The 25624-nt window shown below is 51.8% G+C and carries 20 protein-coding genes and 7 tRNA genes; 5 read left to right on the top strand and 22 right to left on the bottom strand.

Going from position 1 to position 25624, the window contains the following annotated elements:
• Positions 1-39: 39 nt before the first annotated feature.
• The 9 genes from gltL to miaB all read right to left on the bottom strand — a co-directional run bounded on the left by gltL (position 40) and on the right by miaB (position 9377).
• Positions 40-765: a glutamate/aspartate ABC transporter ATP-binding protein GltL gene (gene gltL, locus OGY83_RS09720; RefSeq protein ID WP_003022754.1), complete on the bottom strand. Its 726-nt coding sequence runs from the start codon at positions 763-765 to the stop codon at positions 40-42.
• Positions 765-1439, bottom strand: a complete 675-nt coding sequence (gene gltK / locus OGY83_RS09715; protein WP_003022757.1) for a glutamate/aspartate ABC transporter permease GltK — start codon at positions 1437-1439, stop codon at positions 765-767. The genes gltL and gltK overlap by 1 nt, the downstream gene beginning before the upstream one ends.
• Positions 1439-2179 carry a glutamate/aspartate ABC transporter permease GltJ gene (gene gltJ / locus OGY83_RS09710; protein WP_003831316.1) on the bottom strand — a complete coding sequence of 247 codons (741 nt, stop codon included), beginning with the start codon at positions 2177-2179 and terminating at the stop codon, positions 1439-1441. The genes gltK and gltJ overlap by 1 nt, the downstream gene beginning before the upstream one ends.
• A 159-nt stretch (positions 2180-2338) precedes the next feature.
• Positions 2339-3247: a glutamate/aspartate ABC transporter substrate-binding protein GltI gene (gene gltI, locus OGY83_RS09705; RefSeq protein ID WP_003022762.1), complete on the bottom strand. Its 909-nt coding sequence runs from the start codon at positions 3245-3247 to the stop codon at positions 2339-2341.
• 410 nt (positions 3248-3657) lie between these two features.
• Entirely contained in the window at positions 3658-5196 is a 1539-nt protein-coding gene (gene lnt / locus OGY83_RS09700; RefSeq protein WP_286635765.1) for an apolipoprotein N-acyltransferase, read from the bottom strand.
• A gap of 24 nt (positions 5197-5220) precedes the next feature.
• On the bottom strand, positions 5221-6099 hold the full coding sequence (gene corC, locus OGY83_RS09695) for a CNNM family magnesium/cobalt transport protein CorC (RefSeq protein WP_003022770.1): 879 nt from the start codon (positions 6097-6099) through the stop codon (positions 5221-5223).
• A gap of 131 nt (positions 6100-6230) precedes the next feature.
• Positions 6231-6698: an rRNA maturation RNase YbeY gene (ybeY, locus tag OGY83_RS09690; protein WP_003831323.1), complete on the bottom strand. Its 468-nt coding sequence runs from the start codon at positions 6696-6698 to the stop codon at positions 6231-6233.
• A complete protein-coding gene (locus OGY83_RS09685; RefSeq protein ID WP_003022776.1) occupies positions 6695-7741 on the bottom strand; it encodes a PhoH family protein in 1047 nt (348 codons plus the stop codon). The genes ybeY and OGY83_RS09685 overlap by 4 nt, the downstream gene beginning before the upstream one ends.
• 205 nt (positions 7742-7946) lie before the next feature.
• Entirely contained in the window at positions 7947-9377 is a 1431-nt protein-coding gene (gene miaB / locus OGY83_RS09680; RefSeq protein WP_003831327.1) for a tRNA (N6-isopentenyl adenosine(37)-C2)-methylthiotransferase MiaB, read from the bottom strand.
• A gap of 145 nt (positions 9378-9522) precedes the next feature.
• Between miaB and ubiF the strand changes: the two genes are divergently transcribed.
• On the top strand, positions 9523-10698 hold the full coding sequence (gene ubiF / locus OGY83_RS09675; protein ID WP_191213134.1) for a 3-demethoxyubiquinol 3-hydroxylase: 1176 nt from the start codon (positions 9523-9525) through the stop codon (positions 10696-10698).
• A gap of 120 nt (positions 10699-10818) precedes the next feature.
• Here ubiF and OGY83_RS09670 read toward each other — a convergent pair.
• From OGY83_RS09670 to nagB, 12 genes are all read right to left on the bottom strand, one after another.
• Positions 10819-10893: transfer RNA gene (locus OGY83_RS09670), tRNA-Gln, on the bottom strand.
• A gap of 36 nt (positions 10894-10929) precedes the next feature.
• Positions 10930-11004: transfer RNA gene (locus tag OGY83_RS09665), tRNA-Gln, on the bottom strand.
• Positions 11005-11047: 43 nt separating this feature from the next.
• A tRNA-Met gene (locus OGY83_RS09660) sits at positions 11048-11124 on the bottom strand.
• A 21-nt stretch (positions 11125-11145) separates the two neighbouring features.
• A tRNA-Gln gene (locus tag OGY83_RS09655) sits at positions 11146-11220 on the bottom strand.
• Between the two features lie 37 nt (positions 11221-11257).
• Positions 11258-11332, bottom strand: a tRNA-Gln gene (locus OGY83_RS09650).
• Positions 11333-11355: 23 nt separating this feature from the next.
• Positions 11356-11440 (bottom strand) — tRNA-Leu (locus OGY83_RS09645).
• An 8-nt stretch (positions 11441-11448) separates the two neighbouring features.
• Positions 11449-11525: transfer RNA gene (locus tag OGY83_RS09640), tRNA-Met, on the bottom strand.
• A 223-nt stretch (positions 11526-11748) separates the two neighbouring features.
• The gene (asnB, locus tag OGY83_RS09635; RefSeq protein WP_079936930.1) at positions 11749-13413 is read right to left on the bottom strand and encodes an asparagine synthase B; all 1665 of its coding nucleotides are present in this window, start codon (positions 13411-13413) and stop codon (positions 11749-11751) included.
• Positions 13414-13713: 300 nt separating this feature from the next.
• Positions 13714-14466, bottom strand: coding sequence for a ribonucleotide monophosphatase NagD (nagD, locus tag OGY83_RS09630; RefSeq protein WP_003022792.1), 753 nt, complete (start codon positions 14464-14466; stop codon positions 13714-13716).
• A gap of 166 nt (positions 14467-14632) precedes the next feature.
• Positions 14633-15853 carry a DNA-binding transcriptional regulator NagC gene (nagC, locus tag OGY83_RS09625; RefSeq protein WP_048235883.1) on the bottom strand — a complete coding sequence of 407 codons (1221 nt, stop codon included), beginning with the start codon at positions 15851-15853 and terminating at the stop codon, positions 14633-14635.
• An 8-nt stretch (positions 15854-15861) separates the two neighbouring features.
• Positions 15862-17010, bottom strand: coding sequence for an N-acetylglucosamine-6-phosphate deacetylase (gene nagA / locus OGY83_RS09620; RefSeq protein ID WP_003831339.1), 1149 nt, complete (start codon positions 17008-17010; stop codon positions 15862-15864).
• Between the two features lie 61 nt (positions 17011-17071).
• On the bottom strand, positions 17072-17872 hold the full coding sequence (nagB, locus tag OGY83_RS09615; protein WP_003022803.1) for a glucosamine-6-phosphate deaminase: 801 nt from the start codon (positions 17870-17872) through the stop codon (positions 17072-17074).
• Positions 17873-18214: 342 nt separating this feature from the next.
• Here nagB and nagE point away from each other — a divergent pair, with 342 nt between their 5' ends.
• The 4 genes from nagE (at position 18215) to OGY83_RS09595 (ending at position 24244) form a co-directional block, all read left to right on the top strand.
• A complete protein-coding gene (nagE, locus tag OGY83_RS09610) occupies positions 18215-20164 on the top strand; it encodes a PTS N-acetyl glucosamine transporter subunit IIABC (protein ID WP_079936927.1) in 1950 nt (649 codons plus the stop codon).
• Between the two features lie 187 nt (positions 20165-20351).
• Positions 20352-22019, top strand: coding sequence for a glutamine--tRNA ligase (glnS, locus tag OGY83_RS09605; RefSeq protein WP_079936926.1), 1668 nt, complete (start codon positions 20352-20354; stop codon positions 22017-22019).
• Positions 22020-22455: 436 nt separating this feature from the next.
• On the top strand, positions 22456-23862 hold the full coding sequence (chiP, locus tag OGY83_RS09600; RefSeq protein ID WP_008784105.1) for a chitoporin ChiP: 1407 nt from the start codon (positions 22456-22458) through the stop codon (positions 23860-23862).
• A gap of 49 nt (positions 23863-23911) precedes the next feature.
• A complete protein-coding gene (locus tag OGY83_RS09595; RefSeq protein ID WP_191213130.1) occupies positions 23912-24244 on the top strand; it encodes a ChiQ/YbfN family lipoprotein in 333 nt (110 codons plus the stop codon).
• Between the two features lie 51 nt (positions 24245-24295).
• Here OGY83_RS09595 and OGY83_RS09590 read toward each other — a convergent pair whose 3' ends face one another.
• On the bottom strand, positions 24296-25591 hold the full coding sequence (locus tag OGY83_RS09590; protein ID WP_286635764.1) for an MFS transporter: 1296 nt from the start codon (positions 25589-25591) through the stop codon (positions 24296-24298).
• Positions 25592-25624: the final 33 nt, after the last annotated feature.

Genomic DNA, 25624 nt, shown 5'->3' with positions numbered 1-25624 from the left:
CGTGAGGTGGCGCGCACATGGAGGTGCGCGCCAGCAAGATTAATGCAGGATTTTCGCGAGGAAGTCTTTGGCTCGGTCCGATTTCGGATTAGCGAAGAACTCTTCTTTCGGTGAGTCTTCAACAATTTTCCCTTCATCCATGAAGATCACCCGGTTCGCCACTTTACGCGCAAAGCCCATTTCGTGGGTTACCACCATCATGGTCATCCCTTCATTGGCCAGTTCAACCATAACGTCCAGTACTTCGTTGATCATTTCAGGATCAAGCGCTGACGTTGGTTCGTCAAACAGCATGGCGATAGGATCCATACACAGCGCCCGGGCGATAGCGACACGCTGTTGCTGGCCCCCTGAGAGCTGAGCTGGAAACTTCTCGGCATGTGCTGACAGACCAACGCGTTCCAGTAACTTTTGCGCTTTGTCGCGGGCCGGCTTTTTATCGCGCTTAAGCACTTTTACCTGCGCCAGAGTCAGGTTCTCAATGATCGACAGATGCGGGAACAGTTCAAAGTGCTGGAACACCATACCAACGCGGGAGCGTAGTTTAGCCAGATCGGTTTTTTTATCATTCACCACGGTGCCATCAACGGTGATGACGCCCTGCTGTACCGGCTCCAGCCCGTTCACCGTTTTGATAAGCGTTGATTTACCTGAACCTGACGGGCCGCAGACCACCACCACTTCACCTTTTTTCACTTCTGTGGAGCAGTCGGTCAGCACCTGAAAGTGACCATACCATTTAGAAACATTTTTCAGGGTAATCATTAAACTGTCCTTTTCTTCAAATAGCTGACCAACAACGATGCGCTCAGACTGAATACAAAATAAACGGCGCCAGCAAACAGGATCATTTCAACCTGTGTGCCGTCACGCTCGCCAATGGTAGAGGCGGTACGGAAGAAGTCTGCCAGACTTAATACATAGACCAGCGAGGTATCCTGGAAGAGTACGATGCCCTGGGTCAGCAGCAGCGGTACCATCGCGCGGAATGCCTGCGGCAGAATAATGAGCTTCATCGACTGCCAGTGGGTCATCCCCAGCGCCAGCGCGGCACTGGACTGCCCACGAGAAATACTCTGGATACCGGCACGGATAATCTCGGAATAGTACGCGGCTTCAAACATCGAAAACGCGACCATCGCTGAGATCAGGCGAATATCTGTTTTTGGCGACAGGCCCAGTACGTTTTGCAGGAAGCCGGGCACAATCAGGTAGAACCACAGCAGCACCATGACCAGCGGAATGGAACGAAATACGTTGACGTAGCCTTTCGCAAACCAGGCAATTGGCGCAAAGCTGGACAGACGCATTACTGCAAGGATGGTTCCCCAGACAATACCAATGACCACTGCCGTAACAGTGATTTTCAGCGTGATGATCAGCCCATCCAGCAGATAAGGCAGGGAAGGGACGATTGAACTCCAGTCAAATTCGTACATTATTTGCCTCCCAAATTGCCAGGCAGGCGGATTTTACGTTCAACGAGATTCATCACCAGCATGATGACGGCGTTAATCAGGACGTAGGCCAGAGTGATAGCGGTAAACGATTCCCATGCGTGGGCGGAGTAATCCAGCAGTTTGCCGGCTTGTGCAGCCATATCGACCAGGCCGATGGTGGAGGCGATCGCGGAGTTCTTCACCAGGTTCATCATCTCTGAGGTCATCGGCGGAACAATCACGCGGTATGCGTTTGGCAACAGAACATAGCGGTAGGCCTGCGGTAACGTCAGCCCCATCGCCAGTGCGGCGTTTTTCTGCCCACGAGGCAGAGACTGAATAGCGGCACGAACCTGTTCGCAGACGCGAGCGGCGGTAAACAGCCCCAGACAAAGCATCGATGAGAGGAAGAACTGGATGTTGGGATCCAACTCAGCCTTGAACCACATCCCAATGTTTTCCGGAAGCAGTTCAGGAATAACCAGATACCAGGTGAAAAACTGGACGATGAGCGGAACGTTACGAAACAGCTCAACGTATAGCGTGCCGATCCCGGAAAGAAAACGATTTGGAACGGTACGTAAGATGCCGAATAAAGAGCCTATGAGGAAAGCGATAATCCAGGCGGTGATGGATAACGCGACCGTGACCTGGAAGCCACTCCAGAGCCAGCCGAGATAGGTGGTGTTGCCGAACGGGGCTTGTTGTAAAAAAATACCCCAGTTCCAGTCTATAGACATAAATCTACTCCAGAAAAAAAAGGGTAGCAGCGCTACCCTCGAAGATTGTTATTCGGCGTTTTGCGGTTTTCAGGCCTGGTGGGGAACGACCATCAGGCTTATAGTCTGTCCGTGCCGAGTAGCAATCGAGAGGGAGGGGAAGCCTCCCATTTATTTTAGTTAGTTAAGCGCTTTATCATTCGGTTCTTTGAACAGGGCTTTCATCTCGTCTGACAGTTCGAAATTCATGTTCAGGTTCTTCGGTGGAATTGGATTTTTAAACCACTTATCAAACCATTTCTCAGCTTCGCCTGAGGTTTGCGCCTTGGCGATAGTGTCGTCCATCAGCTTTTTGAACTCAGGGTCATCTTTGCGCAGCATGCAGCCGTAGGCTTCCTGAGACTGTGGTTTGCCGACGATCTCCCAGTTGTCTGGTTTCTTCGCTTTCGCGCGCTCGCCAGCCAGCAGGGCGTCATCCATCATAAAGGCAACGGCGCGACCGCTTTCCAGAGTACGGAAAGAGTCACCGTGGTCTTTCGCGCTGATGATGCGCATATCCATTTTTTGTTCTTCGTTCAGCTTATGCAGCAGAACTTCTGAGGTGGTACCCGAAGTCACGACTACGGCTTTACCTTTCAGATCGGCGAAATCTTTGACGTCGCCGCCTTTTTTCGCCAGCAGGCGGGTGCCGACAACGAAAATGGTGTCAGAGAAAGCCGCTTGTTTTTGGCGTTCGACGTTGTTGGTGGTGGATCCGCACTCAAAGTCGAAGGTGCCGTTTTGCAGCAGCGGGATACGGTTTTGTGAAGTAATCGGGATCAGTTTCACCTGCAGATCAGGCTTGTTCAGCTTTTTCTTCACGGCTTCAACGATCGCGTTGGAGTAATCCTGTGAATAACCGACCACTTTTTGCTGATTATCGTAGTAAGAAAACGGTACTGATGATTCACGGTGGCCGACAACGATCACACCATTTTTGGCGATCTTATCCAGCGTGCTGCCTGCCGCTGGTGCTGCGTCTTCTGCGTGCGCCAGACCGGCGGACATTCCCATGACCAGCATGGCAGTGGCGAGCTTACGTAATTGCATATCCAACTCCTTTATCGTCTGCGCCAGGGACGCATTGATACCCATTGTGATGTTGTTATTGTTTGCTACTAAAACGTGCAGTCTTGTATGTGTTTGTTAACATTTAGTTTGGATGAATGTAAAGAATTTGCTGTGTTATTGTTTATTTTTGCGAAGTGCGCCGCACCATTTGGGGGCAAAAATATCTTGTTGCACTTTTCAGGTGCTACCGGCGCTCAACTTTGGTGCGACCAGGTTGCACATTCAGCCAAAACAGCGTTTGCCTTGTAGAACAAAGCAATAGACGTGCCAGAATGGTCTTTTGGAGGGGGAGTAGGCCTGATAAGCGTAGCGCCATCAGGCACGATGCTGCACAACTGCCGGATGGCGGCGTACCGCCTTATCCGGCCTGCATTTGATGGGGCACTGGTTTATTTGCGACGCTGGCGCAGACTCATTACCACCGCGCCAAAGCCAAATAGCGCGGTAAGCAGCCAGAGCGGCCAGTTACCGGTACGGGCATAAGGGGTTAAGCCTGTGGTTGGCGTCACGCTGGTGGTCAGCACCTGGCGGGTAAACTGCGGGATCATCGCCTGAATCTCACCCTGTGGGCCAATCACCGCCGTAATACCGTTGTTGGTGCTACGCAGCAGAGGGCGCGCCAGTTCGAGAGAACGCATACGCGCCATCTGGAAGTGCTGCCACGGACCGATGGATTTACCAAACCACGCATCGTTGGAGATGGTCAGCAGGTAGTCCGTATCCGGGCGGAAGTTATCACGAACCTGTTCGCCAAGAATGATTTCGTAGCAGATGGCTGCCGTCAGCTTAAAGCCGTGCGCATGCAGTTGTGGCTGCACATAAGGGCCACGGCTGAACGAAGACATTGGCAGGTCAAAGAACGGCGCTAACGGACGCAGGATCGATTCCAGCGGGACAAACTCGCCAAATGGTACCAGATGGTTTTTGTTGTAGCGGTTGCTGGAATCGTAGCTGTACGGACTGTCTTTACCCAGCGTGATAATGGTGTTGTAGGTGTCGTAACGATTCTGCTTGTTCAGACGTGCGTCTACGATACCGGTAATCAACGTGCTGTTTTTCGATTTCAGCAGGTCATCCATCATACTCAAAAAACGCTGCTGGTTAATTTCCAGGTCCGGAATAGCGGATTCTGGCCAGATGATGAGCTGTGATTTGCCCATCTCAGGCTGGGTGGCGTCGAGATAAATCTTCAGGGTGTTGAGTAACTGGCCTTCATCCCATTTAAGCGACTGCGGAATGTCACCCTGCACCATCGAGACCTGGGTGGTTTTTTCCGGCTCAAGCGTGTACCACTGGATATAGCGCAGCGGAAAGGGCAGAGCGAAAAGCACCAAGGCGGCAACCAGCGGCTTCCAGTTACGCGTAACCAGCGCCAGCGCCAGCAGGCCGCTAATCATCATCAGCAGGAAATTAATCGCCTCAACGCCCATTACCGGCGCCAGTCCTTTTAACGGACCGTCGATCTGGCTGTAGCCGAACTGTAGCCATGGGAAGCCGGTCAGCACCCAGCCGCGCAGGAATTCAGTGATTTGCCAGACTACCGGCGCGGCAATCGCTACGCGTATCCAGGTGGTTTTCGGCCACAGACGCGCCAAAACACCGGCAAACAGACCCGTATAGAGGGAAAGGTAAGCAGCAAGCAGAACCACGAGGAAGACGTTAACGGGGCCCGGCATACCGCCAAACTGCGCGATACTGACGTAAACCCAGTTGATGCCTGAGCCAAACAGTCCCAGTCCCCAGAAGTAGCCGATAGCGGCAGACTGGAGCGGACGGCGGTTGAAGGTGAGAGCCTGCAGGCCCATCAGCGAAACAATCGCAGCGGGCCAGATGTCATACGGTGAGAAAGCCAGTGTCCCGCAGGCACCGAATAATAACGCCAGCAGCAGGCGAATGCGCTGGCGTTCAATTAATGGGGCAAATGCCATGTAGTCTTAGATCCAGTTTCGGGTTTATTCGTCCAGTTTGGGCTGGGGTGAGTCGTCCGGAATTCTGACATGAACCTGAATAATACGACGGCTGTCGGCCATTGCCACTTTGAACTGGTAACCATCAATGTCGATGGTCTCTCCACGTGCGGGCAGATGACCGAAGGCCTGCATGACCAACCCGCCAATGGTATCCACTTCTTCATCGCTGAAATGCGTGCCGAAAGCTTCGTTGAAGTCTTCAATTGGCGCCAGCGCGCGAATAGTCCAGGTGTGGCGACTGAGCTGACGGAAATCAATATCGTCTTCTTCGTCGTACTCATCTTCAATTTCACCGACGATCAGTTCAAGGATGTCCTCAATGGTCACCAGACCTGAGACACCGCCAAACTCGTCGATAACGATAGCCATATGATAACGCTGGGAGCGGAACTCTTTCAGCATGCGGTCAACCCGCTTGCTTTCAGGGACGACAACCGCCTGGCGTAACACTTTCTCCATGCTGAAGGCTTCGGCATCGCTACGCATAAACGGCAGCAGATCTTTGGCCATCAGAATCCCTTCAATGTGATCCTTGTCTTCGCTAATTACCGGGAAACGCGAGTGGGCAGACTCGATAATGACATCGAGGCATTCGTCCAGAGTTTGGTTGCGTTTCAGGGTAATCATCTGGGAGCGAGGGATCATGATGTCGCGAACACGTTGGTCCGCAATATCCATTACCCCTTCGAGCATATCGCGCGTATCTTCATCGATAAGGTCGTTTTGCCCGGAATCACGGATCAGCTCCAACAGTTCGTCGCGGTTTTTCGGTTCACCGTGGAAAAGTTGGCTCAGTAACAGGGAAAAAAATCCCTTTTTGCTGTTTAAGGTGTCACTACTGTGTGAATTGTCGTCGCTCATGGCGTCGTATGGGTTCTCATGTTAGTTAATACAAAGCTCGTCATGCGCGTATATTCAGCTGTTGACGGCATATCTCTTCATTGTACTTCAAACCTTGTAGGCCTTATCAGGCCTACAAGATGTCGAAATGCTTACTCTTTCTCGGCAATGTACGGATCCTCATAGCCCAGAGCAAGCATAATCTCTGTTTCGAGGGATTCCATCTCTTCCGCTTCATCGTCTTCAATATGGTCGTAGCCGAGTAAATGCAGGCTACCGTGCACCACCATGTGCGCCCAGTGGGCCTCAAGCGGTTTGCCTTGCTCCTGCGCTTCTTTCTCAACCACCTGACGGCAGATGATCAAATCGCCCAGCAGCGGCATCTCAATGCCCGGCGGAGCTTCAAACGGGAAAGAGAGCACGTTGGTGGATTTATCTTTCCCGCGATAGGTCAGGTTCAGGTCGTGGCTTTCCGCGTCATCGACCAGACGAATCGTCACTTCAGACTCTTCCTGAAACTGCGGGATCACCGCATCCAGCCAGCCCTGAAACTGACTTTCTGTTGGTAAACCGGATTCGTCTTCACATGCCAGCTGTAAATCGAGGATAACCTGACTCATTTTTGTTCCTGCTCCTGAGCTTCGCGCTTGCGTTCTGCAGCCTGCTCGGCTTTGCGTTTCTGTTCTGCTTCTTCCCAGGCTTCATACGCTGTGACGATACGGGCGACCACCGGGTGGCGCACCACGTCTTCGCTATGGAAGAAATTAAAACTAATTTCGTCGACTTCAGCCAGCACTTCAATGGCATGACGCAGACCGGATTTGGTGCTACGCGGCAGGTCAATCTGGGTAATATCGCCAGTGATGACCGCTTTGGAGTTAAAGCCGATACGGGTCAGGAACATTTTCATCTGTTCGATGGTGGTGTTCTGGCTCTCATCAAGAATGATGAATGCATCGTTCAACGTACGACCGCGCATATAGGCCAGCGGCGCAACTTCAATGACGTTACGCTCAATCAGCTTTTCAACCTTTTCAAAGCCGAGCATTTCGAACAGCGCGTCATACAGCGGTCGTAAATACGGATCGACTTTCTGGCTGAGATCTCCCGGCAGGAATCCCAGTTTTTCACCCGCTTCTACAGCCGGACGGGTCAGCAGAATACGACGGATCTCCTGACGCTCAAGCGCATCGACCGCAGCGGCAACCGCGAGATACGTTTTACCCGTACCCGCAGGGCCAACGCCAAAGGTGATGTCGTGGTCGAGGATATTCGCAATGTACTGTGCCTGGTTCGGCGTACGCGGCTTAATTACCCCACGCTTGGTCTTGATGTTCACCGCTTTGCCAAATTCAGGCACGCTGTCTGCGCTTTGCTCAAGCACACGCGCTTCTTTGATCGCCAGATGAATTTGTTCAGGCTCGATGTCCTGCGTCTGACCGCGCATTGGGGCGGTATCGACGTACAGACTACGTAAAATATCTGCCGCAGCGGTGACGCAAATTGGGCGACCGGTCAGTTTAAAGTGGTTATCACGGCGGTTAATTTCGATGCCGAGGCGACGTTCCAGCTGTTTGATGTTGTCATCAAATGGGCCGCAAAGGCTCAACAGGCGGGCATTGTCTGCGGGTTCAAGGGTGATTTCGCGAGTGTCTATGTTCAAACTGTTCCTCTTATGCATGTCTCGCCGGACGCTGAACATTTACCGGCATCTAAGGAAATTATTCACGCCATGGGGGAAAGGCGCAAGCATTGCAGCAAATATGGGGATGATAGGGCAGATTACAAGGCCCGCCGGGACAGCGAGCCCAGGATTGTAGGCCCGATAAGTGTAGCGGTATCGGGCTCTTTTACGTCTTTCAGCGGGATTAAGGTTGATAAATACCGACGCCCAGATCGTTTTCTTTACGGGTACGCGCAATGACCGATTCAGGGGATTCTGCGATACGCAGACCCATTTCATCTTCGGTACGCACCACTTTACCGCGCAGGGAATTAGTCCAGACATCGGTAATTTCTACGTCTACGAACTTACCGACCATATCCGGGTTGCCTTCAAAGTTCACCACACGGTTATTTTCGGTACGGCCTGACAGTTCCATGATGCTCTTACGCGATGTGCCCTCAACCAGAATGCGCTGGGTCGTGCCGACCATACGACGGCTCCAGGCCATAGCTTGCTGGTTGATACGCTCCTGAAGAATGTACAGACGCTGTTTCTTCTCTTCTTCCGGCACGTCGTCGACCATATCGGCGGCAGGGGTGCCAGGACGCGCAGAGAAAATAAAGCTGTAGCTCATGTCAAAATTGACGTCAGCGATAAGCTTCATGGTTTGCTCGAAATCCTGCGTGGTTTCACCCGGGAAGCCAACGATGAAGTCGGAGCTAATCTGGATATCCGGACGCGCTGCGCGCAGTTTGCGGATGATCGCTTTGTACTCCAGCGCGGTATGGGTACGTCCCATCAGATTCAGTACGCGGTCTGAACCGCTCTGTACCGGCAGATGCAGGAAGCTCACCAGCTCTGGCGTATCGCGATAAACTTCAACGATATCATCGGTGAATTCGATCGGATGGCTGGTGGTGAAGCGAATACGGTCGATGCCGTCGATCGCGGCCACCAGACGCAGCAGATCGGCAAAAGATCCGATCGTGCCGTCGTAGTTTTCACCGCGCCAGGCATTCACGTTTTGCCCCAGCAGGTTCACTTCACGCACGCCCTGGGCTGCAAGCTGGGCGATTTCAAACAGAATATCATCCGCCGGACGGCTGACTTCCTCACCGCGGGTGTAGGGCACCACGCAGTAAGTACAATATTTATTACAACCTTCCATGATGGACACAAACGCGCTTGGACCTTCAGCACGCGGTTCCGGCAGGCGGTCGAACTTTTCGATCTCCGGGAAACTGATATCAACCACCGGGCTACGGGTGGTGCTCCCTCGCACTTTGTTGATCATTTCCGGCAGGCGGTGCAGCGTTTGCGGTCCAAAAATAATATCGACGTAATGTGCGCGCTGGCGAATATGATCGCCTTCCTGAGACGCAACACAGCCACCGACCCCAATAATGAGCTTGGGATTTTTCTCTTTTAACAGCTTCCAGCGGCCCAGTTGATGGAACACTTTTTCCTGAGCCTTCTCACGGATTGAGCAGGTATTCAGCAGCAGCACATCCGCTTCTTCCGCCACGTCAGTCAGTTGATACCCATGAGTGGCATCCAGCAGATCGGCCATCTTCGATGAATCGTATTCGTTCATCTGACAGCCCCAGGTTTTAATATGGAGTTTTTTGGTCATCGACTTGCTCTTGCGAAATTGTGGCTGAAATGCAGGGCGCATAGTGTACTGCTTTGGCGCGGTTGTGACCAGTATGACGGATGTCAGCCTCAAGGGGTAAAAAATCCTGTAAACTTACACAATACATGTAACTGGATAATTGACCATGACAAATCAACCAACGGAAATTGCCATTGTCGGCGGGGGGATGGTCGGCGGCGCGCTGGCGCTTGGACTGGCGCAGCATGGATTTACGGTAACGGTCATTGAGCATGCCGTTCCCGCGCCGTTTGTGGCTGACGGACAGCCTGATGTCAGAATTTCTGCCATTAGTTCCGCGTCGGTGTCGTTGCTAAAAGGGCTTGGCGTCTGGGATACGGTGCAGGGGATGCGCAGCCATCCTTATCGTCGACTGGAAACGTGGGAGTGGGAAAATGCCCATGTGATGTTTGATGCCGCCGAGCTTAAGCTGCCTCTGTTGGGCTATATGGTGGAAAACACGGTCTTGCAGCAGGCGCTCTGGCAGGCGCTGGAAGCTCACCCCAAAGTCACGTTGCGCGTACCGGCGTCCCTGATTTCTTTGCATCAACATAACGATCGACATGAGCTTGAGCTGGCAGGCGGCGAAACCATCAGCGCGAAGCTGGTCATCGGCGCCGATGGTGCCAACTCTCAGGTGCGAAAAATGGCCGGGATTGGTATCCATGCCTGGCAGTATGCACAGTCCTGTATGTTGATAACCGTGCAATGCGAAAATTCACCGGGAGATAGCACCTGGCAGCAATTTACGCCTGACGGCCCGCGCGCGTTTTTACCGCTGTTTGATAACTGGGCCTCGCTGGTGTGGTACGACTCACCGGCTCGCATCCGCCAATTGCAAGCGCTGAATATGTCGCAATTGCAGACGGAGATTGCTAAACATTTTCCATCGCGACTCGGTAACGTGATGCCAGTGGCTGCGGGGGCGTTCCCGCTTACGCGTCGTCATGCGCTGCAATATGTGCAACCGGGGCTGGCGCTGGTAGGTGATGCCGCGCATACCATTCACCCACTGGCGGGGCAGGGCGTTAATCTGGGTTTTCGTGATGTCGATGCGTTGATTGATGTGCTGGTGAACGCGCGCAGCTACGGTGAATCCTGGGCCAGTCAGCCGGTGCTCAAGCGCTATCAGAATCGCCGTATGACTGACAATTTCATCATGCAAAGCGGTATGGATCTGTTCTACGCCGGATTCAGTAATAACCTGCAGCCGCTGCGCATCATACGTAATCTCGGGCTCATGGCCGCAGAGCGCGCTGGCGTACTGAAACGTCAGGCACTGAAGTATGCGTTAGGGTTGTAGCTCGAGCGGTGCCTGATGGCGCTACGCTTATCAGGCCTACATAACCTGTAGGCCGGGTAAGACTTGCCGTCACCTGGCGTTAGAAAAGCAAAAAGCTCGCCGAAGCGAGCTTTTTTAATATGGCTGGGGTACGAGGATTCGAACCTCGGAATGCTGGTATCAGAAACCAGAGCCTTACCGCTTGGCGATACCCCAACGGGTGCACCCACAGAGTGGACGACTTTTTGAAATTGGCTGGGGTACGAGGATTCGAACCTCGGAATGCTGGTATCAGAAACCAGAGCCTTACCGCTTGGCGATACCCCAACAATTTTTTGGATTTACCGAACGAATCGATACGTCCTTAATATGGTGGCTACGACGGGATTCGAACCTGTGACCCCATCATTATGAGTGATGTGCTCTAACCAGCTGAGCTACGTAGCCAAATACTAACATTTTCTTCGATGGCTGGGGTACCTGGATTCGAACCAGGGAATGCCGGTATCAAAAACCGGTGCCTTACCGCTTGGCGATACCCCAATGACCGTTGCGGTGAACCGCTATATCGAAGAAAAAATGGCTGGGGTACCTGGATTCGAACCAGGGAATGCCGGTATCAAAAACCGGTGCCTTACCGCTTGGCGATACCCCATCCGTGCAACGCTTACGGGTGAATGGTGCGGGAGGCGAGACTTGAACTCGCACACCTTGCGGCGCCAGAACCTAAATCTGGTGCGTCTACCAATTTCGCCACTCCCGCAAAAAAGATGGTGGCTACGACGGGATTCGAACCTGTGACCCCATCATTATGAGTGATGTGCTCTAACCAGCTGAGCTACGTAGCCATCTTTTTTTCGCGTAACCTTATCGGCGTTGCGGGGCGCATTATGCGTATTGAGCCTTGAAGCGTCAACCCCTTTTTCATTGAAAATAGCTGGAATGTGACTGTTTGGTTAGGTTGCGAACAGCATGACGCAATATTCGGCAATTATTAGTTATTAATTGTTTTTTTGCACAGAAAACAAACATAAAAAAAGAGCCCCGCAGGGCTCTTAGCTAAGGATTAACTTATTTATAAGCGGACTGGTGTACGCCAACGGCGCGGCCAGACGGATCGTTCATGGTTTTAAACGCCTCATCCCATTCGATCGCCTTGGCAGAAGAACAGGCAACCGACGGCCCGCCAGGCACGCATTCGGCAGCGCTTGCTACCGGGAATAACTCTTCGAAAATCTCACGGTACAAATACGCTTCTTTGGACGATGGCGTGTTGTACGGGAAACGGAAGCTGGCAGTTTCCAGTTGTTGGTCTGAAACTTGTTCTGCAGCCACCTCTTTCAGTGTGTCAATCCAGCTGTAACCGACACCATCAGAGAACTGCTCTTTTTGACGCCATGCGACGCTTGCCGGCAGGTAGGACTCAAAACATTCGCGCAGAACGTGTTTCTCCATTTTGCCGTTGCCGCACATTTTATCCTGCGGGTTGATGCGCATCGCCACATCAAGGAATTTCTTATCCAGGAAAGGCACGCGAGCTTCCACGCCCCAGGCCGACATGGCTTTGTTGGCACGGGCGCAGTCGAACATATGCAGCGCCTGCAACTTGCGCACGGTTTCTTCGTGCAGTTCTTTCGCATCTGGTGCTTTGTGGAAGTAGAGATAGCCGCCAAACACTTCGTCAGAACCTTCACCCGACAGCACCATTTTAATGCCCATTGCTTTAATTTTACGCGACATTAAGTACATTGGCGTTGAGGCGCGAATCGTCGTGACATCGTAAGTTTCGATGTGGTAAATCACGTCGCGGATCGCATCCAGACCTTCCTGCACGGTGAAGTGGATCTCGTGGTGGACAGTACCCAGATGGTTCGCCACCTCTTGCGCGGCTTTCAGATCCGGAGCGCCTTCCAGGCCGACGGCGAAGGAGTGCAGCTGTGGCCACCAGGCTTCGCTACGTTCCTGATCTTCAACACGGCGTGCCGCGTATTTTTTAGTGATTGCGGAAATGACGGATGAATCCAGACCGCCGGACAACAGAACTCCATAAGGAACATCTGACATCAGGTGGCTTTTCACCGCATCTTCCAGCGCCTGACGCAGCTCGTTTTTATCGGTAACGTTATCTTTGACTGCATCATATTCGAACCAGTCGCGCTGGTAGTACTGACGAATTTCACCGTCTTTACTCCACAAATAGCTACCGGCCGGGAATTCTTTGATCGTGCGGCATACAGGAACCAGCGCTTTCATTTCAGACGCTACGTAGAAGTTACCGTGCTCGTCGTAACCCATATACAGCGGGATGATCCCGATATGATCGCGACCGATCAGGTAGGCGTCCTGCTCGCTGTCGTACAGCGCAAAAGCAAACATGCCTTGCAGGTCATCGAGGAACGCGGGTCCTTTTTCCTGATACAGCGCGAGGATAACTTCGCAGTCGGAACCGGTCTGGAACTGGTAGCGATCGCCGTATTCAGCACGCAGCGTCTGGTGGTTATAAATTTCACCGTTAACCGCCAGGATATGTGTCTTCTTCACGTTGTACAGCGGTTGAGCACCGGCATTGACGTCGACGATGGACAGACGTTCGTGTGCCAGAATGGCGTTATCACTGGCGTAAATACCTGACCAGTCCGGGCCGCGGTGGCGCATCAGACGAGACAGTTCCAGGGCCTTTTTACGCAGTTCAACTGCGTCAGTTTTAATATCGAATACGCCAAAAATAGAACACATAACCTTCTCCGTTAACCTGTTGCGTGATGCTTTTTATGTTTGCTTGATAAAGAAAATGCCGCAAAGGCGGAGAGGGCGCAAGTGAATTACGGGGCAAAAAATAAAAAACGCAATGGTCATTGTGGATTAGTGAAAAAAGATTACAGAATAGACGCGTTTATTGATGAATCGACAGTTTTATGGCGGTTTTATTAAATGGAGGGGCTGCCGTAGGCCGGATGCGGCGTTGATGCCTCTATCCGGCAATAACGCCGCAAAATTGCTGGATAAGACGCACTCGCGTCTTATCCGGCCTGCGAATTAAATCACATCAATTTCCGCAACGGACGGGTAAATCCAGCTTGGTCTGAACGGCATGTTGTCAATATCATCAAGCTTGGATACGCCAGACAGAACCAGGATTGTTTCCAGACCCGCCTGGAAACCAGCCAGAATATCGGTACGCAGGTTGTCGCCAACGATAACGGTTTCTTCTGAGTGCGCCTGCATTTTGTTGAGCGCCGCACGAATAATCCACGGGCTGGGTTTGCCGACATAAAACGGTTTACGACCTGAGATCTTCTCAATACCGGCACAGAGCGCTCCACAGGCGGGATAAAAGCCGCGACCGTGGGTATCCGGGTTAGTGGCGATAAAACGAGCGCCGTTGGCGACAAAATACGCCGCTTTGTGCATCATGTCCCAGTTATAAGAACGTGTCTCGCCAACAATCACAAAATCGGGGTTCACGTCGGTAATGGTAAATCCAGCTTTATACAGTTCGTGAATTAACGCGCCTTCGCCTACCACGTAGGCCTTTTTCCCTTCCTGGCGACGAAGAAAATCAGCGGTAGCCATCGCGGAAGTATAAAAGACGCTATCAGGGACATTCACACCCGCTGTGGCAAAGCGGTTTGCCAGATCTTGCCCGGTCTGCGAAGGGTAGTTAGTCAGCAGGACTAACGGCAGACCTTTTTCCAGGATCCCAGTCAGAAATTCTGCCGCACCTGGTACGGCAACATTGTCGTGCATCAGCACGCCGTCGATATCACAAATTACATTCTTAATGGCCATGGACAATCCGACATTAAAAAAAGAAGGCATTACTATACACAAAATACACTACATCATTCGAGTTGCATCAAGGCGGCAAGTCTGCGAACCCCTGGAGCTTACTGAAGTAAGTGACCGGGGTGAGCAGATGCAGCTAACGCAGAGGCAGCTCGAAGAATGACGTGTATTAGTTTTCCAGCAAACGTTGCAGCAGTGTACCGTTGAGCATTGCGCGCTTCACCAGCGCAAAAGCGCCAATGGCGGAGCGATGATCCAGCGTGGACCGAACCACCGGTAAATTATGGCGAAACGCCTTCAACGCCTGCGTGTTGATACAGCTTTCTATTGCAGGCAGCAGCACCTTATCCGCCTCGGTAATTTCGCCTGCAATGACGATTTTTTGTGGATTAAACAAGTTAATGGCGATGGCGATGGTTTTACCCAGGTGGCGACCAACGTGCTCAATGACTTCTGCTGCCAGATTATCGCCTTTATTTGCTGCCTTACAGATGGCTTTGATGCTGCAATCATCCAGCGTGAGTCGACTTGGATAACCCTGCTTCAGTAAGTTCTGCACGCGATGTTCAATAGAAGCATTGGCGGCAATGGTTTCCAGGCAGCCGAAATTACCGCAGTGACAGCGCTCACCCAGCGGCTCTACCTGAATATGACCAATCTCGCCGACGTTGCCATTGCGACCGATGAAAATTCGGCCATTGGAGATGATTCCTGCCCCGGTTCCGCGGTGCACTCGCACCAAAATGGAGTCTTCGCAATCCTGACTTGCCCCGAAATAGTGCTCAGCCAGCGCCAGGCTGCGAATATCGTGACCAACAAAGCAGGTGACTTTGAAGCGTTTTTCGAGCGCTTCGACCAGTCCCCAGTTTTCGACCTGAATGTGTGGCATATAGCGGATGACGCCGCTTTCAGGATCGACAAGGCCAGGCAGGATGACAGAAATTGCGATCAGCTCACGGATTTTCCGCTGGCAGCTCTCAATAAAGATGGCAATGGTGTTGAGCAGCGCATATTCCAGCGTTTCCTGGGTGCGCTCCGGGAGGGGGTAATGCTCTTCAGCGACAACTTTACTGCTCATATCATAGAGCGTGAGCGTTGTGTCGTGGCGACCCAGGCGTACGCCGATGGCGTGGAAGTTGCGGGTTTCTGTGACGATAGAGATAGCGCGGCGGCCCCCGGTGGAGGCCTGCTGATCGACTTCTTTGATCAGCCCGCGTTCGATCAACTGACGCGTAATTTTGGTTACGCTGGCGGGGGCAAGCTGGCTTTGCTCGGCAATTTGAATTCGCGAGATTGGCCCATGCTGGTCAATCAGGCGATAAACCGCCGCGCTGTTAAGCTGTTTTACGAGATCAACATTACCTATTTGAGCTTGTCCGCCTGGTGTCATTCTTTCTCTTACTCAGTAACGACCTCGTTGCCATTAACGATGGTCTTGATGATTTTAAAGTCGTGCGTGAACGCAGTCAGGTTGGCTACTTTGCCTGGCGCGATGCTGCCGAGTTGTTTGTCGACGCCAATGGCGCGAGCAGGGTAGAGCGTTGCCATGCGTAAGACTTCGTCGAGGGCGATATTTGCATGCTCGACCAGATTGCGTACGCCTTCAATCATGGTTAATGATGAACCGCTTAACGTGCCATTCTCATCAACACACAGTCCATTGCGGTAGTATATTGTTTTACCAGCGAAAATGAACTGTTCAATGTTTGCACCTGCCGGCGCGGTCGCGTCAGTGACCAGGCACAGCTTGTCGCCTTTCAGGCGCTTAGCATTACGAATGTTAACGTAGTCAACATGCAGGCCATCGGCGATGATACCGCAGTAGATATCGGCTTCATCCAAAATAGCGCCCGCCAGACCGGGTTCGCGGCCGGTAATGTACGGCATCGCGTTGAACAGATGCGTTGCAAAGGTAATACCTGCACGGAAGCCGATTTTTGCTTCTTTTACCGTCGCATTGGAGTGACCCGCAGAAACCACGATACCCGCATTCACCAGTTTGGTGATGACCTCTACCGGGACCATTTCTGGTGCCAGTGTGACTTTGGTGATCACATCCGCATTATCGCACAGGAAATCAACCAACGCAGCGTCCGGCTGACGGACAAATCCCGGATTATGGGTGCCTTTTTTCACCAGGTTCAGCCACGGGCCTTCAAGATGAAGTCCTAATGCCTGATTCGGGTGTTTCGCCAGGTATTCACGCATCACGCGAACACCTTGTTTCATCAGGTCATCGCTGGTGGTGATAAGCGTTGGCAAATAGTTGGTGCAGCCAGATTTTTCATTGGCTTTCTGCATGATTTCTAGCGTTTCAACGGTCACGGCTTCTGCCGTATCGTTAAACTGTACGCCGCCGCAGCCGTTCAGCTGTACATCAATAAAACCGGGGGAAACAATGGCCCCATTCAGTGAGCGCTGTTCGATCCCTGACGGTAATTCAGCCAGTGGGCAAACGCTGTCGATCAGGCCATTGGCGACAACAATCGCATGGTCATCAAGAATTTCGTGACCGGTAAAGATCCGGCCCTGGGTTAAAGCATACATTCCGACCCCCGATTTCAAAAAAATGCCGCCCTGCAACTTATCGACAGGGCGGAGACATCAATTACAGACCTTTAATATTTTCCGCTTCTAACTCGTTGAAATATTTCAGCGTCTTCACTTTCAGTTCCATGGTGGAAGGTTCATCGCAGACCACAACGGCTTTTGGATGCAGTTGCAGGCAACTGATGGTCCACATGTGGTTAACGTTGCCTTCAACGGCGGCTTGCAGCGCCTGTGCTTTTTGGTGGCCCAGAACCAGGATCATCACTTCTTCAGCATCCAGCAGGGTGCCCACGCCAACGGTCAGCGCATATTTAGGCACCTGGCTTACGTCGCCGTCAAAGAAGCGTGAGTTAGCAACACGTGTGTCGTGAGTCAGCGTTTTGATGCGGGTACGGGAAGCCAAAGAGGAAGCAGGTTCGTTGAACGCGATGTGACCATCGTTGCCTACACCGCCCATAAACAGGTGGATTTTACCGTAAGAACGGATTTTTTCTTCATACTGACGGCATTCTGCATCAATATCCGGCGCGTTACCATTGAGGAGGTTGATGTTTTCTGCTGGAATATCAACGTGATCAAAGAAATTGCGGTGCATAAAGCTGTGGTAGCTTTCCGGATGCTCTTTCGGCAGGCCAACATATTCGTCCATGTTGAAAGTAACAACATGCTTGAAGCTCACCTGGCCCGCTTTGTGCATTTCAACCAATGCTTTATAAGCTGTCAGCGGAGTACCGCCAGTCGGCAGGCCCAGAACGAACGGACGATCTGCCGTTGGTTTGAACGCGTTAATACGGTTAACGATATGGCGAGCAGCCCATTTGCCGACTTGTTCAGCGGTATTCAGGGGGATCAGTCTCATTCTTCACCTCAAAAGTAAATGTAAGCAATTGGCGGATTGAGTCTCTGTGCAGTATTAAGCGTAACCTGGTTTTGCATCGGTAAGGATCAATCCGTTTCGATTTTTTGAATGATAAAATAAGTTTTCGTAGTTAGCCAGTGAAAGGGAGGGTTAATAACGATATTTGGTGACTGGAATCACAAAAAACATGCGTTTAATTTGCGATACGAATTAATTTTTCACACACTCTGAATGTAGATGAATGGTTAATATCGTTGTTCCAGAATCTTGCTGTCAGGAATGGTCGCACAATAAAAATATGGCTTCAAAGAAGCCTAATCGGGGTCTCGTAGGGGGAATAAAATGAATATTTTAGGTTTTTTCCAGCGGCTGGGTAGGGCGTTACAGCTCCCCATCGCTGTGCTGCCAGTCGCGGCACTGCTGCTGCGATTCGGCCAACCAGATTTACTTAACGTACCCTTCATCGCGCAAGCGGGTGGGGCCATCTTTGATAACCTCGCGTTAATATTTGCGATCGGTGTTGCTTCCAGCTGGTCAAAAGACAGTGCAGGTGCAGCAGCACTGGCAGGTGCGGTCGGTTATTTCATATTGACCAAAGCAATGGTTACCATTAACCCTGCAATCAATATGGGCGTGCTGGCTGGTATCATCACCGGTCTGGTCGGCGGTGCCGTGTATAACCGCTGGTCTGGTATCAAACTGCCTGACTTCCTGAGCTTCTTTGGCGGCAAACGCTTTGTGCCGATCGCCACTGGCTTCTTCTGTCTGGTGCTGGCTGCTATCTTCGGTTACGTATGGCCACCGGTACAGAACGCCATCCATGCGGGTGGTGAGTGGATCGTTGGCGCTGGCGCGCTGGGTTCCGGTATCTTTGGTTTCATCAACCGTTTGCTGATCCCAACCGGTCTGCATCAGGTGCTGAATACTATCGCCTGGTTCCAGATTGGCGAATTTACTAACGCTGCAGGTACCGTATTCCACGGTGACATCAACCGCTTCTACGCGGGTGACGGCACTGCGGGTATGTTCATGTCTGGCTTCTTCCCGATCATGATGTTTGGTCTGCCGGGTGCGGCGCTGGCGATGTACTTCGCGGCTCCGAAAGCACGTCGTCCGATGGTTGGCGGTATGCTGCTGTCCGTTGCGATCACCGCGTTCCTGACCGGTGTTACCGAGCCGCTGGAATTCCTGTTCATGTTCCTGGCTCCACTGCTGTACCTCCTGCACGCACTGTTAACGGGTATCAGCCTGTTCGTTGCAACACTGCTGGGGATCCACGCAGGCTTCTCCTTCTCCGCAGGTGCAATCGACTACGTGTTGATGTACAACCTGCCGGCAGCAAGTAAGAACGTCTGGATGCTGGTCGCTATGGGCCTGGTGTTCTTCGTCATCTACTTTGTGCTGTTCAGCGCGGTGATTCGTATGTTTAACCTGAAAACGCCGGGCCGCGAAGATAAAGAAGACGATATCGTTACTGAAGAAGCCAACAGCAACACTGAAGAAGGTTTGGCTCAACTGGCAACCAACTACATTGCAGCGGTTGGCGGTACTGATAACCTGAAAGCGATTGATGCCTGTATCACTCGTCTGCGTCTGACTGTTGCCGACTCCGGTCGCGTAAACGATGCGATGTGTAAGCGTTTAGGTGCATCGGGTGTAGTTAAGCTGAACAAGCAAACTATCCAGGTCATCGTGGGGGCGAAAGCCGAATCCATCGGCGACGAAATGAAGAAAGTTGTCGCGCGTGGCCCGGTGGCAGCAGCGTCTGGTGAAAGTGCGCCAGCAGCAGCGGCTCCGGTAGTAAAACCGCAGGCTGTAGCGAACGCAGTCACCGTTGAAGCGCTGGTTTCTCCGATTACCGGTGACGTAGTAGCGCTGGAGCAGGTTCCTGATGAAGCCTTCGCCAGCAAAGCTGTAGGCGACGGCGTAGCGGTGAAACCAACAGATAAAATCGTGGTTGCGCCGGCTGCGGGTACCATCGTGAAAATCTTCAACACTAACCATGCGTTCTGTCTGGAAACTGTTAAGGGCGCGGAAATCGTGGTCCATATGGGCATCGATACCGTTGCGCTGGAAGGTAAAGGCTTCAAGCGTCTGGTTGAAGAAGGTGCGGAAGTTACTGCAGGGCAACCGATTCTGGAAATGGATCTGGAGTTCCTGAACGCTAACGCACGTTCCATGATAAGCCCGGTTGTGTGCAGCAACAGCGATGATTTCGGCGCTCTGGTCATTAAAGCCGAAGGTCATGTGGTTGCTGGTCAAACACCACTGTATGAGATTAAAGGTAAATAACTGCTCCTGAGTAAAGTGAGTTAAGTGCCTTAAGCGGCGGGGGATATTCCTCCGCCGCTTTTTTTTGCAGCAAATACCCTCATATATCCTGTTGAAACACCTTTTTTGTGCAACTAATAGTTGTCTCCTGACGTCGCTTATAAGATCATACTCCGTTATACGTTGTTTACGCTTTGAGGAATCCACGATGAGTGAGGCTGAAGCCCGCCCGAGTAACTTTATTCGTCAGATCATCGATGAAGATCTGGCCAGTGGTAAGCACACCACTATCCATACCCGTTTTCCGCCGGAGCCAAATGGCTATCTGCACATTGGCCACGCGAAATCCATTTGTCTGAACTTTGGCATTGCGCAAGATTACCAGGGCCAGTGCAACCTGCGTTTTGATGATACGAACCCGGTTAAAGAAGATATCGAGTACGTTGAGTCGATTAAAAACGACGTTGAATGGTTAGGTTTCCACTGGACTGGCGACATTCGCTACTCTTCGGATTACTTCGATCAGCTTCACGCCTATGCGGTAGAGCTTATTAATAAAGGCCTGGCTTACGTTGACGAACTGTCAGCGGACGAAATCCGCGAATACCGCGGTACGCTGACTGCGCCTGGCAAAAACAGCCCGTACCGCGATCGTAGCGTCGAAGAGAACCTGGCGCTGTTCGAAAAAATGCGTACCGGTGGCTTTGAAGAAGGTAAGGCTTGTCTGCGCGCGAAAATCGATATGGCTTCGCCGTTTATCGTGATGCGCGATCCGGTGCTGTACCGCATTAAGTTCGCCGAACACCACCAGACCGGTAACAAGTGGTGCATCTACCCGATGTACGACTTTACCCACTGCATCAGCGATGCGCTGGAAGGCATTACGCATTCCCTGTGTACGCTGGAGTTCCAGGATAACCGTCGTCTGTACGACTGGGTGCTGGACAACATCACCATTCCGGTTCATCCGCGCCAGTACGAATTCTCGCGCCTGAATCTGGAATATACCGTGATGTCCAAGCGCAAGCTAAACCTGCTGGTGACCGACAAGCACGTTGAAGGCTGGGACGATCCGCGTATGCCGACGATTTCTGGCCTGCGTCGTCGTGGTTACACCGCTGCCGCGATCCGTGAGTTCTGCAAACGCATTGGCGTGACCAAGCAGGACAACACCATTGAGATCGCTTCTCTGGAATCCTGTATCCGCGAAGATCTGAACGAAAACGCCCCGCGCGCAATGGCAGTTATCGATCCGGTGAAACTGGTTATCGAAAACTATCCGCAGGGTGAAAGTGAACTGGTCACCATGCCTAACCATCCGAACAAACCGGAAATGGGCAGCCGCGAAGTGCCATTTAGCGGTGAAATTTGGATCGATCGTGCAGACTTCCGTGAAGAAGCGAACAAGCAGTACAAGCGTCTGGTGATGGGCAAAGAAGTACGCCTGCGTAATGCTTATGTGATCAAAGCCGAACGTGTTGAGAAAGATGCGGAAGGGAATATCACCACCATTTTCTGCACCTACGATGCCGATACCCTGAGCAAAGATCCGGCCGATGGTCGTAAAGTTAAAGGCGTTATTCACTGGGTGAGCGCGTCCCATGCGCTACCGATTGAAATCCGTCTGTACGACCGTCTGTTTAGCGTGCCAAACCCAGGTGCGGCGGAAGACTTCCTGTCCGTTATTAACCCGGAATCGCTGGTCATTAAGCAGGGGTACGGTGAACCGTCGCTGCAGGCAGCGGTTGCAGGTAAAGCGTTCCAGTTTGAGCGTGAAGGTTACTTCTGCCTGGACAGCCGTTATGCAACGGCTGATAAGCTGGTGTTTAACCGTACCGTTGGCCTGCGTGATACGTGGGCTAAAGCGGGCGAATAAGCTGCAACACATCCTCTCTAAACGCCGCTTCATGCGGCGTTTTTTTTCGCAAAAAAACCGTGAAACAGGCTCCATTTGCGGAGCGAATTAATTACATGCTTGTAATAATGGCTTAGCTGAATGTTTTTGCGTTTAAATAACTTACCTCAATGTGAAATGGGCTGAAACCGATTTCATCCCCATGGAAAACAAGCGCTTTTTTCATTTTTTCAACGCTTTTTTATCTCCCAATGAAAATGTAACAGAAAGCAATGAAATATGTGCGGTTGCTCATACTATTACATACTCGTTACAGAAAGAGATTGATAATTCGCGTCGCGAAAAATAGTCTATTCATTGTAGTCACTGAGGTTTTCTTGGCGCTACTTTTTTAATTTTTGTTTTTTCGCTGACCGCTTTTATCGGCAGCATTTTATATGTCAAAGAGGATTAACATATGCGTACGTTTAGTGGCAAACGTAGTACGCTGGCGCTGGCTATCGCCGGTATCACAGCAATGTCGGGCTTTGTTGTCGCTCCCCAGGTACACGCCGAAGGATTTATTGATGACTCAACCTTAACCGGCGGCATCTATTACTGGCAGCGTGAGCGTGACCGTAAAGATGTGACCGATCATGACAAATACAAAACCAACCTTTCTCACTCCACCTGGAACGCTAACCTCGACTTCCAGTCCGGTTATGCGGCCGATATGTTTGGTATTGATATCGCAGCATTCACCGCTATTGAAATGAACGAAAGTAGTGAAAGCGGTCATCCAAACGAAATCGCATTCTCTTCCAAAAATAAAGGCTATGACGAGGATTACTCCGGCGATAAGAGCGGGATTAGCCTTTATAAAGCAGCAGCTAAATTTAAATACGGCCCAACCTGGGCGCGTGCCGGTTACATTCAGCCAACCGGCCAGACTCTGCTGGCACCGCACTGGAGTTTTATGCCAGGTACCTATCAGGGTGCTGAAGCTGGTGCCAACTTCGACTATGGTGATGCTGGCGCGCTGAGCTTCTCCTATATGTGGGCTAACGAATATAAAGCACCGTGGCACACCGAAGTTGATAAATTCTATCAGGCGGATAAAAAGACCAGCGTTGATTACCTGCACTCAATTGGCGCGAAATATGACTTCAAAAATAACCTGTTGCTGGAAGCGGCATTTGGTCAGTCTGAAGGTTATGTCGATCAGTACTTCGCAAAAGCCAGCTACAAATTCGATTTAGGCGGTAACCCATTTACCACCAGCTACCAGTTCTACGGTGCACGCGACAAAGTTGATGATCGTACCGTGAACGATATTTATGATGGCACAGCCTGGCTGCAGGCGTTGACCTTTGGCTACAAAGTGGCGGAAGTCGTTGACCTGCGTCTGGAAGGGACCTGGGTTAAAGCGGACGGCCAGCAGGGTTACTTCCTGCAGCGTATGACCCCAACCTACGCCTCTTCGAACGGTCGTCTGGATGTCTGGTGGGATAACCGTTCTGACTTTAACGCCAACGGTGAAAAGGCAGTCTTCTTCGGCGCAATGTATGACCTGAAAAACTGGAATCTGCCGGGCTGGGCGGTAGGCGCGTCCTACGTTTACGCATGGGATGCTAAGCCATCAACCTGGCAGCTTAACCCGGATGCGTACTACGACAAAAACCGGACTATCGAAGAGTCTTCTTACAGCCTGGATGCGGTATACACCCTGCAGGAAGGTCGTGCGAAGGGCACCATGTTTAAGCTGCACTTCACTCAGTACGACAACCATTCAGACATTCCGAGCTGGGGCGGTGGTTACGGCAACATGTTCCAGGATGAGCGCGACGTGAAGTTCATCGTTATTGCTCCGTTCACCATCTTCTAATGCCAACAGCGGCAGGCCAGGTGCCTGCCGCCTCGTTGAGGAAAGTGTTATGAAAAAACTGATACTCATCGCCGTTATGGCATCAGGGCTGGTGGCGTGTGCGCAATCTCCTGCGCCGAAAGAAGACAGCCGTCTGAAAGAAGCCTACAGTGCGTGTATTAATACCGCTCAGGGTTCGCCGGAGAAAATTGAAGCCTGCCAAAGTGTGTTAAATGTGCTGAAGAAAGAAAAACAGCACCAACAGTTTGCCGATGAAGAAAGCGTACGCGTGCTGGATTATCAGCAGTGTATCCAGGCCACGCGCACGGGTAACGGTCAGTCCGTTAATGCTGACTGTGACAAAGTCTGGCAGGAAATACGCAGTAAGAATACTGCGCAGTAAATCGAAAAATGAAGAAGACGACGGGCGGAGAATTTTCCGCCCGTTTGCATTTTAGAGCTTATGTTCCACTGGTTGATAACCCCGACTCAGCCGGACAAACAGCATTGCCGTGGCGGCGAGTCCGCAAAGTGCCGCGCACATCAGCCACCATCCCGGTGAGCTTTTATCCCCGGTTAGCTGAACCAGCGCCGTGGATATGACCGGCGTTAGGCCGCCAAAAATCGCCGTGGCAAGACTGAATGCCAGTGAAAAGCCCACCGTACGCACATAGACCGGCATCACCTCGGTGAGAGCGGCTACCATTGCCCCGTTATACATACCAAAAAAGAACGAGAACCAAAGCAGGACCAACGTCATGCGCGTAAAATCTGGTGCGGCGGTGAGCCAGTGCATTACCGGCCAGGTGGTGATCAGTGCGAGTACGGTAATCCCCATTAACACCGGACGACGACCAATTCGGTCAGAAATTGCCCCGCCAATCGGCAGCCAGATAAAGTTAGAAATACCGACCAGCATGGTGACTACCAGGCTGTCGCGAGCGCTCAGGTGGAGTACAGCCCTGCCGTAGGTCGGGGTGTAGACAGTAATGAAATAGAACGTCGTAGTGGTCATCGCCACCAGCAGCGTACCCGCAGCAATGAGGCGCCAGTTTTTGATGATAGTGGTGAAAATTTCCCTGGTGTCGGGACGATGTGTTCGTTGTAAAAATGCGTCTGTTTCCTGAAGCGAGCGGCGTAGCACGAAGATCAAAGGAATAATCATGCAACCAATAAAGAAGGGAATGCGCCAGCCCCATTCAGAGATCTCATCGTGTCCCAGCGTGGCGTTCAGGCCGTAGCCAATCAACGCCGCCACCACAATGGCGACCTGTTGGCTGGCGGACTGCCAGCTTGTGTAAAATCCTTTATTGCCAGGTGTGGCGATTTCAGACAGATAAACTGAGACGCCGCCCAGCTCCACGCCCGCGGAGAAGCCCTGTAATAATCGGCCGAGCAATACCAGCACGGGGGCCAGCAGACCAATACTATGATAACCGGGTACCAGGGCAATCAGCAGGGTACCGCAGCCCATAATGGCCAGCGTCACCATCAGCCCTTTCCTGCGACCAATTCTGTCGATGTAAGCGCCCAGCACAATTGCGCCAACCGGCCGCATTAAGAAACCCGAGCCGAAAACAGCAAAGGTCAACATTAGCCCGGCAAATTCACTCTCCGCAGGAAAGAAAGTCCTGGCGATATAGGTGGCGTAAAAACCGAACAGAAAAAAGTCGAACTGTTCGAGGAAATTACCGCTGGTTACCCGCAGTATTGCGCCGAAAGTTCCGGCACGCGATGGTTGTTGTGTCATTGGGTTTGCTCCACTGTCTTATCATAATATTTA

This window comes from Citrobacter sp. Cpo090, from assembly GCF_030332665.1.
GTDB lineage: Bacteria > Pseudomonadota > Gammaproteobacteria > Enterobacterales > Enterobacteriaceae > Citrobacter > Citrobacter portucalensis.
Note: the sequence above shows the minus strand (reverse complement) of the source record. Positions and strands in the feature narration are given on the sequence as shown.

Excerpts from the sequence above, each read along its gene's own strand:
- gltI (WP_003022762.1), bottom strand. The coding sequence starts at position 3,247 with ATGCAATTACGTAAGCTCGCCACTGCCATGCTGGTCATGGGAATGTCC.
- asnB (WP_079936930.1), bottom strand. The coding sequence starts at position 13,413 with ATGTGTTCTATTTTTGGCGTATTCGATATTAAAACTGACGCAGTTGAA.
- nagA (WP_003831339.1), bottom strand. The coding sequence starts at position 17,010 with ATGTATGCTTTAACCCAGGGCCGGATCTTTACCGGTCACGAAATTCTT.
- OGY83_RS09595 (WP_191213130.1), top strand. The coding sequence starts at position 23,912 with ATGAAAAAACTGATACTCATCGCCGTTATGGCATCAGGGCTGGTGGCG.
- chiP (WP_008784105.1), top strand. The coding sequence starts at position 22,456 with ATGCGTACGTTTAGTGGCAAACGTAGTACGCTGGCGCTGGCTATCGCC.
- miaB (WP_003831327.1), bottom strand. The coding sequence starts at position 9,377 with ATGACCAAAAAACTCCATATTAAAACCTGGGGCTGTCAGATGAACGAA.
- glnS (WP_079936926.1), top strand. The coding sequence starts at position 20,352 with ATGAGTGAGGCTGAAGCCCGCCCGAGTAACTTTATTCGTCAGATCATC.
- corC (WP_003022770.1), bottom strand. The coding sequence starts at position 6,099 with ATGAGCGACGACAATTCACACAGTAGTGACACCTTAAACAGCAAAAAG.
- nagE (WP_079936927.1), top strand. The coding sequence starts at position 18,215 with ATGAATATTTTAGGTTTTTTCCAGCGGCTGGGTAGGGCGTTACAGCTC.
- gltJ (WP_003831316.1), bottom strand. The coding sequence starts at position 2,179 with ATGTCTATAGACTGGAACTGGGGTATTTTTTTACAACAAGCCCCGTTC.
- ubiF (WP_191213134.1), top strand. The coding sequence starts at position 9,523 with ATGACAAATCAACCAACGGAAATTGCCATTGTCGGCGGGGGGATGGTC.
- ybeY (WP_003831323.1), bottom strand. The coding sequence starts at position 6,698 with ATGAGTCAGGTTATCCTCGATTTACAGCTGGCATGTGAAGACGAATCC.
- OGY83_RS09590 (WP_286635764.1), bottom strand. The coding sequence starts at position 25,591 with ATGACACAACAACCATCGCGTGCCGGAACTTTCGGCGCAATACTGCGG.
- lnt (WP_286635765.1), bottom strand. The coding sequence starts at position 5,196 with ATGGCATTTGCCCCATTAATTGAACGCCAGCGCATTCGCCTGCTGCTG.
- nagD (WP_003022792.1), bottom strand. The coding sequence starts at position 14,466 with ATGGCCATTAAGAATGTAATTTGTGATATCGACGGCGTGCTGATGCAC.
- nagB (WP_003022803.1), bottom strand. The coding sequence starts at position 17,872 with ATGAGACTGATCCCCCTGAATACCGCTGAACAAGTCGGCAAATGGGCT.
- nagC (WP_048235883.1), bottom strand. The coding sequence starts at position 15,853 with ATGACACCAGGCGGACAAGCTCAAATAGGTAATGTTGATCTCGTAAAA.
- gltL (WP_003022754.1), bottom strand. The coding sequence starts at position 765 with ATGATTACCCTGAAAAATGTTTCTAAATGGTATGGTCACTTTCAGGTG.
- gltK (WP_003022757.1), bottom strand. The coding sequence starts at position 1,439 with ATGTACGAATTTGACTGGAGTTCAATCGTCCCTTCCCTGCCTTATCTG.